11 protein-coding genes are annotated in these 17,884 nt (G+C 71.8%); 7 read left to right on the top strand and 4 right to left on the bottom strand.

Going from position 1 to position 17,884, the window contains the following annotated elements; all coding sequences use genetic code 11:
* The first annotated feature begins 60 nt into the window (after positions 1–60).
* Positions 61–6,867 (top strand): RHS repeat-associated core domain-containing protein, encoded by a 6,807-nt coding sequence (locus QSK26_RS20925; protein ID WP_285776891.1) that lies wholly within the window; start codon positions 61–63, stop codon positions 6,865–6,867.
* Between the two features lie 356 nt (positions 6,868–7,223).
* Here QSK26_RS20925 and QSK26_RS20920 read toward each other — a convergent pair whose 3' ends face one another.
* Positions 7,224–7,877, bottom strand: coding sequence for a response regulator transcription factor (locus QSK26_RS20920; RefSeq protein WP_285776890.1), 654 nt, complete (start codon positions 7,875–7,877; stop codon positions 7,224–7,226).
* A 468-nt stretch (positions 7,878–8,345) separates the two neighbouring features.
* Between QSK26_RS20920 and QSK26_RS20915 the strand changes: the two genes are divergently transcribed.
* Positions 8,346–11,996, top strand: a complete 3,651-nt coding sequence (locus QSK26_RS20915) for a CARDB domain-containing protein (protein WP_285776889.1) — start codon at positions 8,346–8,348, stop codon at positions 11,994–11,996.
* 179 nt (positions 11,997–12,175) lie between these two features.
* Positions 12,176–12,625: an anti-sigma factor antagonist gene (locus QSK26_RS20910; RefSeq protein WP_285776888.1), complete on the top strand. Its 450-nt coding sequence runs from the start codon at positions 12,176–12,178 to the stop codon at positions 12,623–12,625.
* Between the two features lie 22 nt (positions 12,626–12,647).
* Here the strand turns inward: QSK26_RS20910 and QSK26_RS20905 are convergent, their stop codons facing one another.
* Positions 12,648–13,379 (bottom strand): SDR family NAD(P)-dependent oxidoreductase, encoded by a 732-nt coding sequence (locus tag QSK26_RS20905; protein WP_285776887.1) that lies wholly within the window; start codon positions 13,377–13,379, stop codon positions 12,648–12,650.
* A gap of 120 nt (positions 13,380–13,499) precedes the next feature.
* Here QSK26_RS20905 and QSK26_RS20900 point away from each other — a divergent pair, with 120 nt between their 5' ends.
* The gene (locus QSK26_RS20900; RefSeq protein WP_285776886.1) at positions 13,500–14,111 is read left to right on the top strand and encodes a TetR/AcrR family transcriptional regulator; all 612 of its coding nucleotides are present in this window, start codon (positions 13,500–13,502) and stop codon (positions 14,109–14,111) included.
* 119 nt (positions 14,112–14,230) lie between these two features.
* Here the strand turns inward: QSK26_RS20900 and QSK26_RS20895 are convergent, their stop codons facing one another.
* Complete coding sequence (locus QSK26_RS20895; protein ID WP_285776885.1) at positions 14,231–14,731, bottom strand: nuclear transport factor 2 family protein; 501 nt, start codon at positions 14,729–14,731, stop codon at positions 14,231–14,233.
* A gap of 242 nt (positions 14,732–14,973) precedes the next feature.
* Here QSK26_RS20895 and QSK26_RS20890 point away from each other — a divergent pair, with 242 nt between their 5' ends.
* Positions 14,974–15,453, top strand: a complete 480-nt coding sequence (locus tag QSK26_RS20890; protein ID WP_285776884.1) for a molybdopterin-binding protein — start codon at positions 14,974–14,976, stop codon at positions 15,451–15,453.
* Between the two features lie 46 nt (positions 15,454–15,499).
* On the opposite strand, the gene QSK26_RS20885 is transcribed toward QSK26_RS20890, so the two are convergent.
* Positions 15,500–16,459: a cation diffusion facilitator family transporter gene (locus QSK26_RS20885; RefSeq protein ID WP_285776883.1), complete on the bottom strand. Its 960-nt coding sequence runs from the start codon at positions 16,457–16,459 to the stop codon at positions 15,500–15,502.
* Positions 16,460–16,686: 227 nt separating this feature from the next.
* Here QSK26_RS20885 and QSK26_RS20880 point away from each other — a divergent pair, with 227 nt between their 5' ends.
* The gene (locus QSK26_RS20880) at positions 16,687–17,007 is read left to right on the top strand and encodes an ArsR/SmtB family transcription factor (RefSeq protein WP_285776882.1); all 321 of its coding nucleotides are present in this window, start codon (positions 16,687–16,689) and stop codon (positions 17,005–17,007) included.
* Between the two features lie 281 nt (positions 17,008–17,288).
* Positions 17,289–17,828, top strand: coding sequence for a hypothetical protein (locus tag QSK26_RS20875; protein ID WP_285776881.1), 540 nt, complete (start codon positions 17,289–17,291; stop codon positions 17,826–17,828).
* The last annotated feature ends 56 nt before the right edge of the window (positions 17,829–17,884 follow it).

The raw sequence follows: 17,884 nt of genomic DNA, 5'->3' as shown, positions 1-17,884 counted from the left end.
TGGAGGTTCATTGTGATCAGTCGTGCGCGTGTGTCGCGGTGGGCGCGACTGGCGCCGCCGATGGCGATCGTGCTGGTGGCGTCCCTGCTGGCCCCGGCTCCGGCCAGGGCGGCGCAGGACTGGGATCCGGCCGGCCCCCAGCCGCAGTGGTCGGTGCCGGGGCGGGTGGCCGAACCCGGGAAGCCGTTACCGGATCCGGGGGCCGCGAGCGCGGTGACCGCGCCGCGGGTGGTGTGGCCGGCGCCCGGCGTGGCGACGGTCCGCCCCCCTGAGGCGCCGGCCGCCGCGCGTGCCGTCCCGCCGATGGCCCGCGCGGGCACCCTTCCGGTGTGGGTGGGGCCGCCCGCCTCCGCTCCGGGCGGCGAACGGCGGACCGCCGCCGCGCCACCACCACCTGCGCAGGCGCAGGTGCGGGTCCTGGACGGGCAGACGGCGGACCGGGCCCGCATCACCGGCCTGGGGCTCCAGGTGGCGGCGGCGGGCCGGGTGTCGCTGCGGCTGGACTACTCCGGCTTCCGGCACGCCTACGGCGGCGACTGGGGTTCGCGGCTGCGCCTGGTACGGCTCGCGCCGTGCGCGCTGACCACGCCCGACCGGCCCGGATGCCAGGCGCGCACCCCGCTGGAGACGGTCAACGACGCCGAGGCCGGGCACCTGACGGCCGACGTGGACGCCACGGCGGCCGGGACGCTGCTGGCGGCCGAGGCGGGGCCGTCGGGCCCGGCGGGCGACTACAAGGCCACCTCGTTGTCCCCCTCGGCGACCTGGAGCGTCAGCAACCAGACCGGCGCCTTCTCCTGGAACCACCCGATGCGGATCCCGCCGGCGCCGGGCGGGCCGGTGCCCACGGTCGCGCTGAACTACTCCTCCGGAGGCGTGGACGGCCGGACCGTGTCCACCAACAACCAGACCTCCTGGGTCGGGGAGGGGTTCGACTACTGGCCGGGGTACATCGAACGCCGTTACCGGCAGTGCTCCGACGACGGGGTCACGCCCGAGCGGGCCGACCTGTGCTGGCGGTACGACAACGCCACCATGTCGCTCAACGGCCGGGCCACCGAGCTGATCCGCGACGACGCGACCGGCGCCTGGCGGCCCAAGGACGACGACGGGTCCAGGATCGAGAAGCTGACCGGCGCGCAGAACGGCGACCGGGACGGCGAGCACTGGCGGGTCACCTCCCCCGACGGCATCCAGTACTACTTCGGCCTGAACCGGCTGCCCGGCTGGCAGAGCGGCAACCCGGAGACCAGGTCGACCTGGACGGTCCCCGTCATGGGCGACGACGGCGGCGAACCGTGTCACAAGGCGGGCGACCTGGCCGGTTCGTACTGCGACCAGCCGTGGCGGTGGAACCTGGACTACGTGGTGGACCCGCGCGGCACGGCGTCCACGTTCTGGTACACCCCGGAGACCAACCACTACCGGCGCGACGTCACCACGCTGACCGACGGGCAGCCGAACGGCACCCCGGACGAGTACGTCCGGGGCGGGTTCCTGCACCGCATCGACTACGGCCAGCGCAGCGACTCGATCTTCACCGGTCACGCGGCCGGCCGGGTCCGCTTCCACACCGCCGAGCGGTGCATCCCCACCTCCGACTTCGACTGCGCGGAGAGCAAGTTCACCGCCGCCAACGCCTCCCGCTGGCCGGACGTGCCCTTCGACCAGGAGTGCAAGGCCGGTCAGGAGTGCGTGGACAACTACTCGGCGACGTTCTGGTCACGCAAGCGGCTGACCGGGATCACCACGCAGGTGCTCAAGGACGGGACGTTCAAGGACGTCGACACCTGGACGCTGCGGCAGGAGATGCGCGCGCCCGGCGACGGCACGGCCGCCTCCCTGTGGCTGGACGGCGTCCAGCACACCGGCAAGGTGGCGGGTTCGGCCACCCTGCCGGAGGTCCGGTTCGGCGGCGTGCAACTGCCCAACCGGGTGGACGCCCTGGAGGGCCTGCCGCCGCTGACGAAGTGGCGGGTGTCGTCGATCGAGAACGAGACCGGCGGCGGCCTGTCGATCGGCTACTCCGAGCCCGACTGCGAGGCGGGCCGTACGCCCGAGCCCGACTCCAACACCCGCCGCTGCTACCCGCAGTACTGGTCGCCGGGGGACGCCGCCGAGCCGGAACGCGACTGGTTCCACAAGTACGTCGTCACCCGGGTCGAGGAGCTCGACCACACCGGCGGCGCGCCCGCCAAGGTGGCCGCCTACGAGTATCTCGGCGGCGGGGCGTGGCACCACGCCGACGACGACGGGCTGACCGACGAGAAGTACAAGACGTGGTCGGAGTGGCGCGGGTACGGCCGGGTGCGGGTCGTGCACGGGGACGCCTCCGAGCCGCGCAGCATGACCGAGTACCGCTACTTCCGCGGCATGGACGGCGACCGGCAGGACGGCGGCGGCACCCGGGAGGCGACGGTGACCGACTCCGAGGGCACCGAGATGGCGGACCAGGAGTTCCTCAACGGCTTCGTCCGCGAGGAGATCAAGTACGACGGACCGGCCGCGGAACGGATCGTCTCGGCGACCGTCAACGACCCGTGGTCGCGCAAGACGGCCGAGCGGGAGCGTTCGTGGGCGACGACCACCGCGCGGATGGTCAAACCCGGCAGGAGCCACGTCCGTAAGGCTGTCGGCGACGACTGGCGGCGCACCCGGATCGACACCGCCTACAACGACGACGGGCAGCCCGCCGAGGTGAGCGACCTGGGCGACCTGGCCACCGCCGCCGACGACCGGTGCACCCGGACGAACTACGCCCGCGACGGCGACCGGTGGATGGTCTCCTACGTCTCACGCGCCGAGACGGTCGCCAAGGCGTGCGCCGCCGAGCCGAGCCGCCCCGGTGACGTGATCGCCGACGTGCGCACGTACTACGACGGCCTGTCCTGGGACGCGGCCCCCACCAGGGGGGATGTGACGCGCACCGCGAAACTCGCCTCCTACACCGGCGGCGAGCCGCGGTACGTCACCATCTCCACCTCCACGTTCGACGCGTACGGCAGGCCGCTGGAGACCGCGAACGCCGCCGGGCACAAGACCACCCAGACGTACGCCCCCGGCACCGGGCCGGTCACCAGGACCGTCCAGACCGACGCCACCGGCGGGGTCACCACCACCGACCTGGACCCCTCCTGGGGACAGCCGACGGCCACGGTGGACGTCAACGGCAAGCGGACCGAGATGACCTACGATCCGCTGGGCCGGCTGACCGGCGTGTGGCTGCCCGGCCGGGCGGCGAGCGCCACCCCGAACCTGCGGTTCGCCTACCTGATCCGCGCCGACGCGCCGACCGTGGTGTCCACCTCGACCCTGCGCAACGACGGCGCGACCTACACCACCGGGCATGCCATCTACGACGGCCTGCTGCGCCCGCGCCAGACCCAGCAGCCCGCCCCGGGCGGCGGCCGGCTGGTCAAGGACACCTTCTACGACACCCGCGGCCTGGTCGCCAAGTCCAACCACGACTACTACAACGAGCAGCCGCCGGGCACCGCGCTGTGGGAGCCGGCCGGCGACGACGACGTGCCGGGCCAGACCGTCACCACCTACAACGGGATGGAACTGCCCACGGCGTCCGTCTTCCGGGTGCGCGGCACCGAGCAGTGGCGCACCACCACCACCTACGACGGCGACCGCGTCCACGTGGACCCGCCGCCCGGGTCCACCCCGACCACCACGATCAGCGACGCGCGCGGCCGGACCACCGAGGTACGCCACTACCAGGGCGACGGCCCGACCGGCCCGTACGACGCCACCCGCCACACGTACACGCCGTCGGGCAGGCAGGCCACCATGCGCGACGCGCAGGGCAGCACCTGGACCTACCACTACGACCTGCGCGACCGGCAGATCCGGGTCGACGACCCGGGCAAGGGCACCACGACGCTGGCCTACGACGACCTGGACCGGCTCACCACCTCCACCGACGCCCGCGGCAGCAGCCTGCACACCACCTACGACGTGCTCGGCCGCAGGACCGCGCTGTACGAGGGCGCCGACGCCGGCGGGTTCAAGCTCGCCGAGTGGACCTACGACCGGCTGGCCGGCGGCACCGTGGTGAAGGGGCAGCAGGTGTCCGCCACCCGGTATGTCAGGAACGCCGCCGGCGGGGCCGACGCCTACACGACCCGGGTGACCGGCTTCGACGACGCCTACCGCCCCACCGGCACCGAGGTCGTCATCCCCGCGTCCGAGCGCGGGCTGGCCGGCACCTACGCCACCACCACCGAATACAACCTCGACGGCACCCCGCGCCGCACCGGCCTGCCGCAGGGCGGCGGCCTCCTGGCCGAGACGCTGCTGTACGGCTACGACGAACTCGGCAACCCCACCACGCTGCGCGGCCTGACCGGTTACGTCACCTCCACGGTCTACTCCAAGCTCGGCCTGCCCCTGCAGACCACGCTCACCGACGGCGGCCCCCGGGTCCTGCACAGCAACCTCTACGAGCAGGGAACCAACCGGCTCTCCCGGGCGCTGACCGAACGGGAGACCGTGCCGCGCTCGGTCGCCGACGTCAGCTACACCTACGACGCCGGCGGCAACCACACCAAGATCGCCGACACCCCGTCCGGCCAGACCCCCGACGTCCAGTGCTTCACCCACGACCACATGCAGCGGCTCACCCGGGCCTGGACCGGCACCGACCAGTGCGCCGCCGCCCCCACCCCGGGGGACGCCGCCACGATCATCGGCGGCGCCGCGCCGTACTGGCAGTCCTTCGCCTACGACGTCGTCGGCAACCGCACCAGGGAAACGGCCCACGACCCGGGCGGCGACACCGCCAAGGACGTCACCAGGACCTTCGCCTACGCCGGACCGGAACGCGCGCAGCCGCACACCCTGACCTCGGTCGCCCACCGGGGCGGCCCGCGCGACGGCCAGACCGACGCCTACACCTACGACGCCGCCGGCAACACCACCCAGCGCGGCACCGGCCGCACCCTGGAATGGGACGCCCAGAACAAACCGACGAAGTCGACCGACGACGGCAAGGTCAGCACCTACGTCTACGACGCCGAAGGCAACCGGCTCATCCGCCGCGACGACACCGGCGCCACCCTCACCGTCGCCGGGATGGAGATCCGGTACGACGCGGCGGCCGGCGCCACCGTCGCCACCCGGTACTACACGCACGGCGGCGCCACCGTCGCCGTCCGCACCAGGACCGGCCTGACCTGGCTGCGCGCCGACCACCACGGCACCGCCGAGATCACCGTCACCGCCACGGCCCAGGCCGTCACCCGCCGCAGAACCACCCCCTTCGGCGGCCCGCGCGGCACGGCCCCGGCCTCCTGGCCGGGCGAGCGCGGCTTCGTCGGCGGCACCGTCGACCTCGCCACCGGCCTCACCAGCCTCGGCGCCCGCCTCTACGACCCGGCCACCGGCCGCTTCCTCTCCCTCGACCCGCTCTTCGACCGGGCCAACCCGCAGACCTGGAACGGCTACACCTACGCCAACAACAACCCGGTCACGCAGTCCGACCCGACCGGCCTGTTCCCCATGGGCGGCGACAACTGCGTCACCCTCGGCTGCGCCAGCGGCGACCATCGCGGTCAGAACGGCGGCGGCGGGGGCGGAGGCGGCGGGGGCGGTTCCGGGAGCAACGGCGGCGGCGTCGGCTACGGCGGCGGTTACGCGGCGCCTCCGCCCACCCCTTCGTACCTGCCGCAGCAGACGTGCGACTGGTGGTGCCAGGCCGCCCCGGTCGTCGTCAACGTCTCCGTCACGGTGGTCGTCGGCGGCGTGTGCCTGGCCGCCACGAGCGGCGCCGGCAGCATCGCCTGCGCGCTGGGCGCCGGCGCGGCGGGCAGTGCCGCCGAGTATTACCTGTTCACCCCCCGCGACGAGCAGACCGTCGGCGACGCCGTCACCAGGACCGCGTTCGGCGCGGTCAGCAACGCGGCCGGCGTCGGAGTGGGTGGCAGCCTGCTGGGCGGCCTGGGCCGCATCGGCACCACGTCGGCGGGCGCGTCCACGGTGAACGGCGTCACCCGGGCCGCCGCCCGCCCCGGCTCCGCCGTCGCCGGCCAGTCCCGGCGCCTCGGACGCGAGGCGAGGGAGGAGGCGGACGAGGCCGCGAGCTGCCCCGTCAACAGCTTCGTCCCCGGCACCAGGGTGCTGCTCGCGGACGGCACGACCAAGCCGATCGAGAAGGTGAGACTCGGCGACAAGGTCCTCGCCACCGACCCCGAAGCGGGCAAGACCGCCGCCAAGCAGGTCACCGCCCTCATCCGGGGGCAGGGAACGAAGAAGCTCGTCGCCGTCACCGTGGACACCGACGGCACCCGGGGCACGGCGACGGCCACGATCACCGCCACCGACGGGCACCCGTTCTGGCTGCCGCGCACCCGTGAGTGGGCGGACGCCGGCGAACTGCGCCCCGGAATGTGGTTGCGGACGCCGGCCGCCTCCGACCTCCGGATCACCGCGACCAGGGTGTGGGCCGCGCAGGAACGCGTCTACAACCTGACGGTCGCCGGCATCCACACGTACTACGCACTCGCGGGCGCGGCTCCGATCCTCGTGCACAACAGCAACTGTCCCAACGGACGGCTGTCGGATCGGCTCCCGCAGGGGCTGTCGAGGCATTTCGTGAATGCGTATGACGACATCAGGGCCGGGAGGGGTGTTCCGCAGACGGATCCCGGCACGGGCCGGCAAAGGGTTTTCCAGGGCAGGGAAGAACACGGGCGCTCGTGGGCGGGTTCACTGGAATACAGAGTTCCCGGCACCAGCGGTGATGATTTCCGTATTCTGATGAGAACCCTGCCCGACGGTCGAACGGTAATGGGATGGACGACTAACCACTACCGGACGATCAACCGTTTCAGTGCACCCCACTTCCCCGACTTCGGATGGTAGTTCGAGGCTGGGCAGGGACCTTCCGACATGGAGTTTCGCATGGCCGACTCGGCAGGCAAGGCGATCGGATCGTATGCCGCCGGGCATGTGAAGCTGCACTTCACGCTCGGAGGCGAGAAAGCGGAGCGGCTTGTTCCATTGCGCACTCGGCGAGGCGGTCAATTCGAAAGGACAGCGGAACACTGTTCCGGCGCGCGGGAAAGGGATGGGCGCCTCACCGGCTGATTCCGTCATCGGCATTCTGCGGGAATTCGACGTGGACATGACGCTCAGGTAGGGCCGTCAGGTCCTCGCGGATCCGAGGGCCCGCCGGGCGATGCCCGGCGGGCCCTCGGCACGTCTCGGCGGCTGCCCGGTCAGGCGCGGAGGAAGGCGAGGACGGCGAGGACGCGGCGGTTGTCGTCTTCGGCGACGGTGAGGTCGAGGCGGTCGAAGACGTTGCGGACGTGGGCTTCGACCGTCTTGGCGCTCAGGCGCAGCCGTTTGGCGATGGCGGAGTTGGAGCGGCCCTCGGCCATCAGGGTGAGGACCTCGCGCTCGCGGGCGGTGAGGTGGTCCAGCACGGTGCGCTGGCGGCGCCGCGCCGCCAGGCGGCCGGCCAGCGCGGGATCGACGGCCCGGCCGCCCGCGCCGACCCTGCGTATCGCGCCGACCAGCTCCGCCAGGTCGGTGATCCGGTGCTTGAGCAGGTAGCCGGCGCCGCCCGCCGTACGGTCCGCGTCGTTCACGAAGGCCATGGCGTAGTCCACGTCGGCGTGCTGGGACAGCACCAGGACGCCCAGCCCGGGGTGCTCGGCGCGCAGCCGGCGCGCGGCGTCCAGGCCCTCGCGGGTGTACGTGGGCGCCATCTGGCCGTCGACCACGGCCACGTCGGGCAGGCCGCCGCGGACCAGGCGGAGGAGGTGTTCCGCATCGCCGGTCTGCCCCGTCACCTCGAAGCCGGCCTCGGTGAGCAGCCGGGCGAGGCCCTCCCGGAACAGCGTCATGCCGTCGCCGAGCATCACGCGCATGGCGGTGCCTCGCGGACGACGGTCAGTGTCATGTGAACGGCACTCCCGTGGACGGCTTCCCCCTGCCCGGCAGAAGCACTGAATGCCTGCCGGGCGCTGTCGGCCCATGATGACCAAACGGGCGTTGAGCAGGCAAAGGCTCATTGGATATGTCCGCATACCCGGGAGGTATGGGACGCCCGGGGCGGGCGCGCCAGGCCGGTCAGGGAGCCGGAGCTCCGCGCGCGCCTGACTTCCCGCCGTCAACAAAGCGGCGTCATACCCGTTGACGCCGCCGTAGCACGTATGTAACCTCTGCTCAACACTACGCAAGAATATTGCAAACCACTGTTCTTTTTCTCACTGTTCCTCGCAACTCTTCAGGGATGCACTGCGTCCGAGCACCTGCCCCCCATCCGTGTGCGGTGAAGGCGCGCGCCTTGACCGCCCGACCCTGTCGTGCCTGACGAGAGAGATAGAAGAACGCGAATGAGAAAACTGCACGGGCCATTACGCCGGGTGGCGGCCGTCGTCGCCGCCGCGGGGATGCTCGTCGTGGGGGCGGTCGTCCCGGCCTCCGCCGCGGTCGGGCCCAACCTGTCGCCGGGCAAGGCGACCTCAGCCAGCAGCTCCCAGGCCGGGCACCCCGTGTCGGCCGTCAACGACGGCGACCAGGCCACCTACTGGGAGAGCGCCAACAACAGCTTCCCGCAGTGGGCGCGGGTCGACCTCGGCACCGCGACCAGCGTGGACCGGATCGTCCTGAAGGTGCCCGCGCCGGCCGTCTGGCAGACCCGCACCCAGACGCTCTCGGTCCAGGGCGGCGCCGACGGGACCAACTACAGCACGGTCGTCGCCTCGGCGAACTACACGTTCAACCCGGCGACCGGCAACACGGTCACCATCGACTTCAACGCCGCGACCCACCGCTACTGGCGGGTGAACATCACCGCCAACACCGGCTGGCCGGCCGGGCAGATCTCCGAGTTCGAGGTCTACGCCGCCGGCGGCACCGGCGGGGACACCGCGAACCCGTCCGCTCCCGGCAACCTCGCCTTCACCCAGCCGGCCGCCGGTCAGGTCAGGCTGACCTGGTCCGCCTCGACGGACAACGTGGGCGTCACCGGCTACGACGTGTACGCCAACAACCAGCTCCGCGGCAGCGTCGGCGCGAACGTGCTGACCTACACCGACAACCAGCCGGCGTCGGCGACCGTGACGTACTTCGTCCGGGCCAAGGACGCGGCGGGCAACCAGTCGGCCAACAGCAACTCCGTGACCCGCAACGGCACCGGTGATCCGGGGACGAACCTGGCGATCGGCAAGGAGATGGTCGAGTCCGGCCACGTGCACACGTTCGTGGCCGCGAACGCGAACGACAACAACCTGGCCACCTACTGGGAGGCCAACTCGGGCGCGTTCCCGAACACGCTGACCGTCAAGCTGGGCGCCAACGCCACCGTCAACGCGGTCGTGCTGAAGCTGAACCCCGACTCCGCGTGGGGCACCCGCACCCAGAACATCCAGGTGCTGGGCCGTGAGCAGAACGCCACGACCTACCAGAACCTCGTGTCGGCGGCCAACTACACCTTCAACCCGGCCTCCGGCGGCAACTCGGTGACGATCAACGTCTCCGCGGCCGTCGCCGACGTGCAGCTGAGGTTCACCAGCAACACCGGCGCGCCCGGCGGCCAGGTCGCCGAGTTCCAGGTGATCGGCGTCCCCGCGCCGAACCCCGACCTCACGGTCACCGACGTCGGCTGGACCCCGGCGTCCCCGAACGAGGCCAGCCCGATCACGCTGTCGGCCACGGTCAGGAACGCGGGCACCGCCGCCTCCGCCGCGGACAGCGTCAACCTCAACCTGGACGGCACGGTGGCCGGCACCGTCGCGATCCCCGCGCTGCCCGTCAACGGCACCGCCACGGTGACCCACAACATCGGCACCCGCGGCGAGGGCAGCTACACGGTCAGTGCCAGGGTGGACGCGGACAACACGGTCTTCGAGCAGAACGAGAACAACAACACCCTCACCGCGTCGTCGCCGCTGGTGGTCGCCCAGGTCCCCGGCCCCGACCTGCAGGTCCTCAGCGTCACCTCCAACCCGCCGAACCCGGCCGTCGGAGCGGCGGTCACCTTCAGCGTGGCGGTGCGGAACCGCGGGACCAGCGCGACCGGCGCGACCACGGTCACCCGCCTCGCGGTGGGCGGCACGACGCTGAACACCAACACCCCGTCGATCGCCGCAGGCGCGACCGCCAACGTCGCCGTCAGCGGAAGCTGGACCGCCACCAGCGGCGGCGCCACGATCATCGCGACCGCCGACGCGACCAACGTCGTCACCGAGACGAACGAGAACAACAACACGTTCTCGCAGTCGATCGTGGTCGGGCGCGGCGCGGCGGTCCCGTGGGTCTCCTACGAGGCCGAGGCCGGCCGCTACCAGGGCACCCTGCTGGAGACCGACCCGCTGCGCACCTTCGGCCACACCAACTTCGCCACCGAGTCCTCGGGCCGCAAGTCGGTACGGCTGAACAGCACCGGACAGTTCGTCGAGTTCACCTCGACCAACGCCGCCAACGCCATCGTGGTGCGCAACTCCATCCCCGACGCGCCGAACGGCGGCGGCATCGACGCCACCATCAGCCTGTACGTCAACGACACCTTCGTCAGGAAGCTGACCCTCTCCTCGAAGCACAGCTGGCTGTACGGGAACACCGACGGCCCCGAAGCGCTGACGAACACCCCGCAGGCCGACGCGCGGCGGCTGTTCGACGAGTCGAACGCGCTGCTCGCGCAGACCTACCCGGCGGGCACCAGGTTCAAGTTGCAGCGCGACGCGACCGACAGCGCCTCCTTCTACATCATCGACATGATCGACCTGGAGCAGGTGGCGCCGCCGTCGAGCCAGCCGGCCGGCTGCACCTCGATCACCAACTACGGCGCGGTCGCCGGCGACGGGATCGACGACACGGCCGCCATCCAGCGCGCGGTGACCGACGACCAGAACGGCGTCATCAGCTGTGTGTGGATCCCGGCGGGACAGTGGCGCCAGGAGAAGAAGATCCTCACCGACGACCCGCTGAACCGGGGCCAGTACAACCAGGTGGGCATCAGTGACGTCACCATCCGCGGCGCGGGCATGTGGCACTCCCAGCTGTACACGCTGACCGAGCCGCACCTCGCGACCGGCGGCATCAACCACCCGCACGAGGGCAACTTCGGCTTCGACATCGACGACAACGTGCAGATCTCCGACATCGCGATCTTCGGCTCGGGCCGGATCCGCGGCGGTCCGGGCGGCGCCGAGGGCGGCGTGGGCCTGAACGGCCGGTTCGGCGAGAACACCAGGATCAGCAACGTGTGGATCGAGCACGCCAACGTGGGCGTCTGGGTCGGCCGTGACTACGACAACATTCCTGACCTGTGGGGTCCCGGCGACGGGCTCCAGTTCACCGGGATGCGGATCCGCAACACCTACGCCGACGGCATCAACTTCACCAACGGCACGCGCAACTCGCGGGTGTTCAACTCCTCCTTCCGCACCACCGGCGACGACTCCCTCGCGATCTGGGCCAACCGGTACGTGAAGGACCCGTCGGTGGACATCGCGCACGACAACAGCTTCGTGAACAACACGATCCAGCTCCCCTGGCGGGCGAACGGCGTCGCGGTATACGGCGGCTACGGCAACAAGATCGAGAACAACCTCGTCTACGACACCATGAACTACCCCGGCATCATGCTGGCCACCGACCACGACCCGCTGCCCTTCTCGGGGCAGACGCTGATCGCCAACAACGGCCTCTACCGCACCGGCGGCGCCTTCTGGAACGAGGACCAGGAGTTCGGAGCCATCACGCTGTTCGCGGCGACCAGGGACATCCCCGGTGTCACCATCCGGGACACCGAGATCCATGACTCGACCTACGACGGCATCCAGTTCAAGACCGGCGGCGGCAACATGCCGGGCGTCGCGATCACCAACGTGCGGATCGACAAGTCCAACAACGGCGCCGGGATCCTGGCCATGAGCGGCGCCCGCGGCAGCGCGACGCTGAACAACGTGACCATCACGAACTCGGCCACCGGCGACATCGTACGGCAGCCGGGCACGAGCTTCGTGATCACCGGCGAGTAACCCCGGCGAGAACCGCTCCCAAGGAACGACCGGCCATGCGGCGTGCTCCCCGCACGCTCATGGCCGGTCGCGTTTCCCGTTCCCGGCGCGTCTTTCGCCCGGCGCGGTTGAACCGGGACGTAGCGGATAAAGAGGCGACGCTCACGCCAGGCGTCTCCCCGTTGCCAGTGAGGATCCGCATGCCGCTTGACATTCGTTCCTGGACACCGGGACGAGAGGACACTCTGGTCGTCCGGATAGCGGGTGAGATCGATCTGGTCACGGTCGACGGGCTGCGGGCCTTCCTGCGCCCGGTCACGGGAAGCGGCCCGCAGGTGCTCATCGTGGACCTGACCGAGGTGTGGTTCATGTCCGTGGTCGGCGTACGCTGCCTGGACCAGGCGATGCGGCGGATGAAGGACCACGGCGGCGAGTTCCACGTGGTGTGCCCCCGGGGCGGCGCGGTGGACCGGCTCATCCGGTTCCAGGGCCTCCAGCACCTCATGCCCGTGCACGAGCGGATCCTCGACGCGCTCCGCGCGCCCGACCCGGCCTCCGGGCGACCGTCCGCGCGCCGCCCGGCCACCCTCGCCTCCGGCCAGGGCGGCTACGCCGTCCCCAGGACGGAGGAGGACGGCTCCCCGGCCTGACCGCGCACACCGCGCGGGGGCGTCAGACGGCGGTGGCGCCGCCGTCGGCGGCCAGGGTGGCGCCGGTGACGAAGCCGGCGCGGGGTGAGGCGAGGTACAGGATGGCCTCGGCGATCTCCTGCGGACGGGCCGTACGGCCGAGCGGGAGCGTGTTGCCGAGCGCCTCGACGCCGTCGCCCCACTCGACGAGGACGCCGGGGGTCATGGTCGGGCCGGGGGCGACGCTGTTGACCCGGACGCCCCGCGCGCCGAACTCCGCCGCCCAGGTGCGGGTGAGGGACTCCAGGGCGGCCTTGGTGGCGCTGTAGACGGAGGCGCCGGGCACGCCCATCGAGGCGGCCATGGTGGAGACGTTGACCACGGAGCCCTCACCCTTGGCGATCATGGCCGGGAGGAGCGCGGCCGTCAGGAAGAACGTCCCCCGCACGTTGGTGTCGAACATGGCCTCGAACGACTCGACGTCCTGGTCGAGCGTCGCGGCGGTCGGGAAGGCGGCGGCGTTGTTGACGAGGATGTCGACCGGGCCGGCCTCGGCGGCGAGGTTCCTGACCGAGTCCAGGTCGCCGAGGTCGGCCTGGACGAAGCGGACGCGCCCGCCGTCGCCGCCGATGTCGGCCACGGCGGCGGCCCCGCGCTCCTTGTCGCGCCCGGAGATGACGACCTCGGCGCCCTCCCGGACGAAAAGCTTCGCGGCTTCGGCGCCGATCCCGGCGGTGCCGCCGGTGATGAGCGCGACCTTGCCCTGAAGTTCCATGGTGAAGTCCTTATGCCGATCGGGACGGCGGTGAGCCGCCCGATGTTTTTGGAGTGACTGTTCCATTCATAGTGGCACAAAAATGGAGTGTCAACTCCAAAAAAGAGGTAAGGTTGCGGCATGACCGCCGGAGAAGTACGCCTGACGCGCAAGGGGCAGGCCACCCGCAACCGGATCGTCGCCGCGGCGGCGGAGCTGATGTTCGTCCGCGGCGTGGCCGGCACGAGCACCGACGACGTCCAACTGGCCGCGGGCGTGAGCCCTTCGCAGATCTACCATTACTTCGGTGACAAGAAGGACCTGGTCCGGGCGGTCATCGCCCATCAGACCGACGCCGTGCTGGCGGGCCAGCAGCCGTTGCTGAGCCGCCTGGACACGATGGAGGCGCTGAGGGCCTGGCGGGAGCTGATCGTCGACATGCAACGGCAGCGCGCGTGCGAGGGCGGCTGCCCGATCGGTTCCCTGGGCAGCGAGCTGGCCGAGACCTGCCCCGAGATGCGGCCCGACGTCGCCGCCGGGTTCGCCCGCTGGGAGGCGGCCATCCGCGACGGGCTGCGCACCATGCGGGCCCGCGGCGACCTGCGCCAGGAGGCCGATCCCGACCTCCTGGCGCTGGCGCTGCTGTCGGCCGTGCAGGGCGGGCTGCTCCTCACCCAGATCCGCCGCGACACCGCCGCCCTGGAAGCCGCCCTGGACGCCATGCTCGACCGCATCGCGTCCCTGGCGCCCTGACCGTCGCGACCTGCCTCCCGGCGATCGCGGCGACGGCGCTCATGAGAGCACGGGGAGAGGCGGGCGACGTGCGACGACGCTTGTGAGGGCGCGGTTCCGCCCTCCCCGGCGGGGCCGGGTCAGTCGCCGGTCGGCGGGACGTTCCCCCAGTACTCGTGCAGCGCGCTGAGGCGTTCGCCGCGCACCTCCACGATGATCGTCTCCCAGTTGAGGTATCCGGCCGTCGAAGGGGAGGCGCCCCGGGACTCGTACTCGTACAGGACGCGATGGCCCAGCGTGTTGACGGCCCGCCGCTCGCCGGTCACCCGGTTGCCGCCCTCCCCGTGGAACCGCGCCCACTCCTCGACGGCCCGCCGTCCCGCCTCCCCCTCATGCCGTCCGCGCCAGGGCCCCTCGGGGAACCAGAAGGAGAAGCGCGGGGTCAGCGATGCGAGGAACGGCTCCCAATCCCCGGTGAGCCACCCGTGGTCGAAACGGTCCATCGCCCGGTCGGCCACCCGCCGCACGCCGCCGGACGCCTCGGCGGAGGCCCGCGCGGGGGCGGCGAGTGCGGCGGCGCCGGCCAGCCCGCCGACGGCGGCGGCGAGCAGCGCCCTGCGTGACCCGGAACGGTCGATCATCAGCTCATCCTCTCCACGTACTCCGTGCACCATGACCCGGCAACTAGATCATGAGCGGCGGAAACACCGGATAAATCCCCGGCGGACGTGGCATGTGAGAGGAGCATCGCCATATCGGGTTCGCATCTGCTATGGATATATCGGATTAGGGTCGCATACAATGATGATTCAGCACAGGCGGAGGAAAACGCGCTGATCAGGCGTGCTCCGGAGGCACGAGCCGGCGAGGCGAGGGAGGGCTGATGCGGCCCACGTCGACGAACGTTTCGGATGCCGTGCGCGCGAGGGTGCGCCTGTCCGGCGAGGTGCGCTCGCCACGGGTGTGGAGCATGCCGGACCTGCGCGCCCTGCCGCAGCGGGCCGCCGAGGTGAGCTTCACCTGTGGCAGGACGGGCCTCCGGCGGCACCGCTACACCGGCCCGCTGCTGCTCGACGTGGCACGGGCTGCGGAGCCGCTCTGGGACGCGTCCGAGCGCAAGGACCGGTTGCGCTTCCTCGTCTCCGTGCTGGGCGGCGACGGCCATCACACGGTGCTGTCCTGGGGCGAGATCGACCCGGAGTTCGGCAACGCCCAGGTGCTGCTCGGGGTGCGGATGGACGACGACGATCTCGACGGCCGGGGGCCGCACCTCGTCGTGCCGGGCGACCGGCGCGGCGGCCGTCAGGTGAGCGAGATCGTGGAGGTGCGGATCTGCACCGACGCGAGCGCCTGGCGGAGCTGAGCGCGCCGGTCACCGCCAGGACGGCGCCGGCGACAGCCCGGGGGCGCTAGCGGTGGGTGAGCAGCGGGTGGTGGTGGTCGACGCCGGCCGGGCCGTCCGGGTCGGCGTGCACCGTGGCGGCGCGCAGGCGGGGCAACTCGTGGATCAGCCGGTGCTCGGCCTCGACGGCGACGGCGTGCGCCTCCACCAGCAGGAGCCGGTGATCGACCGCGATGTCCACCTCCGCGCGCAACGCGTGGCCGATCCAGCGCAGCCGTACCGAGCCGACGCGCCGGACGCCCGGAACCGACGCCAGGATCCCCTCGGCCCGCTCCACCAGACGCGGGTCCACGGCGTCCATCAGCCGATGGTAGATCTCGCGGAACGCGTCGCGCAGCACGAAACAGATGGCCACGGTGATCAGCAGGCCGACGACCGGGTCCGCGAGGGGGAGGCCGAGCGCCGAACCGCCCGCCCCGAGGAGGACGGCCAGGGACGTGAAACCGTCGGTGCGCGCGTGCAGGCCGTCGGCCACCAGCGCGGCCGAGCCGATCTCCCGGCCGACCCTCATCCGGTAACGGGCCACCCACTCGTTGCCCGCGAAACCCACCACGCCGGCGGCGGCCACCCAGCCCAGCGCCTGCACGTTCTCCGGATCGACGAGACGCCTCGCCGCCTCGTACCCGGCCAGCGCGGCCGACGCGGCGATCAGCGCCACGATGACGATCCCCGCCAGGTCCTCCGCCCTGCCGTACCCGTAGGTGAACCGGCGGGTGGCCAGCCGGCGGCCCACCAGGAACGCGATCGCCAGCGGTACCGCGGTCAGCGCGTCGGCGAAGTTGTGCAGGGTGTCGCCCAGCAGCGCGACCGACCCGGACACCGCCACCACGAACGACTGCGCCATCGCCGTGACCATGAGCACCGCGAAGGAGACGCCCAGCGCGCGCATCCCCCGAGCGCTGGACTCCAGCGCGGCATCCGTCCTGTCCGCGCTGTCATGGCTGTGCGGCGTGAGCACGTGCCCCACGGCGGCCCTCAGCCTCCCGAGCCGCCCTCGTGTCTCCCCGTGCCCGTGCCCGTGTCCATGCCCGTGTCCATCCCCGTGCCCGTGTCCATGCCCGTGTCCATCCCCGTGGCCGTGCGACGAGTCGGTGTTGTTCCGGTCAACCATGACGCACCTCGTTTGCACATCATCCCTTTCCTGGACTATATGTAGCCATGTACGTACGCGACAACGAATCAGGTGCGCCCTCTGTGCAGGAGCAACCGACAAGCGCGCAGGTGGAGGCGGCCACCGACGCGTTCCGCATGCTCAGCGACGCCACCCGGCTCCGGCTCATGTGGCTGCTGTCCTCCGGCGAGTACGACGTGGGATCGCTGGCCGTGGCCGTCGGCGTGCCCCGCCCCTCGGTCTCCCAGCACCTGGCCAAGCTGCGCCTCACGGGCCTGGTCGAGACGCGCAGGGACGGCAGGCGCGTGCTGTACCGCGCCCGTGACGTGCACGTCCGCACCCTCATCCAGGAGGCACTCTTCCACGCCGGCCACGAGGTCTCCGGCGAGCCGCGGCACGGCTAGCCCCCGGGCGGCGGCCCCGGAGGCCCGTGGCATGCTGTCCGCCAAGGAAGATCGGGACGGTCACGACGCCGCACGCCGCGGCTACGACGTCGTCGCGGAGGACTACGCGGCCCGGTTCCGCGGTGAGCCGGCGAGGTCGAGACCCGCCGCGCCTATCTGCCGGCCCGCCGTACCTGAATCGGTCACGGGCCCTCCCGTGCCGCCCCGCCCGGTTACGCTGGTCCCGGCGGGGCGCGGAAAGCCGTGCGCCCCCGGCGGTGCGACACCACCGGAGGTGTGCCATGCGGGCAGGGGCGACGCGGACCCTGGTGATCGCGGCGGTGCTGGCGGCACTCGCCGGCCCGGGCAGCGCGGCGCACGCCGCGGGGGCGTGGGCGGTGACCTACCTCGATCCGGTGCCCGCTCGGGTGAGCGCCGGGACGAGCCACACGCTCGGCCTGTGGGTGCTGGAGAACGCCAGGCATCCCGTGCGGGGCGGCGACCCCGGGCGGATCGCCCTCAGGTTCACCGACGGCAAGGGCGCCCAGCTGACCTTCGCCGCGGTGAAGCTGCCGGAGGCCGCCCATTACGCCGTGGCCTTCAGCCTGCCCAAGGGCACCTACCGGATCCACTCCATGCAGGGCGTGATCGCCCCGCACGCGCTCGGCACGCTGACCGTGCCCGGCCCGGTCACCCCAGGGCCGCTGCCGAGACATCTCCAGGCGCTGGACGGCCAGGTGCTGAAGGACCACTGGGGCGCGGTCCGCCCGCCGGGCTTCCCGGCCGTGGGCGGCGGCCGGGTGAAGGCCGACTCGTCCGCCATGCTGGCGACCCTCCGCTAGACCCTGCGCCAGGCCCTCCGCCAGACCCTGCGCCAGTCCGGGACGCGGGGGAGCGG

The sequence above is a fragment of the Microtetraspora sp. NBRC 13810 genome (assembly GCF_030268685.1).
Classification (GTDB): Bacteria; Actinomycetota; Actinomycetes; order Streptosporangiales; family Streptosporangiaceae; genus BSRQ01.
The sequence above is the reverse complement of the archived record's forward strand: the minus strand, read 5'-3'. Positions and strand labels throughout refer to the sequence as shown.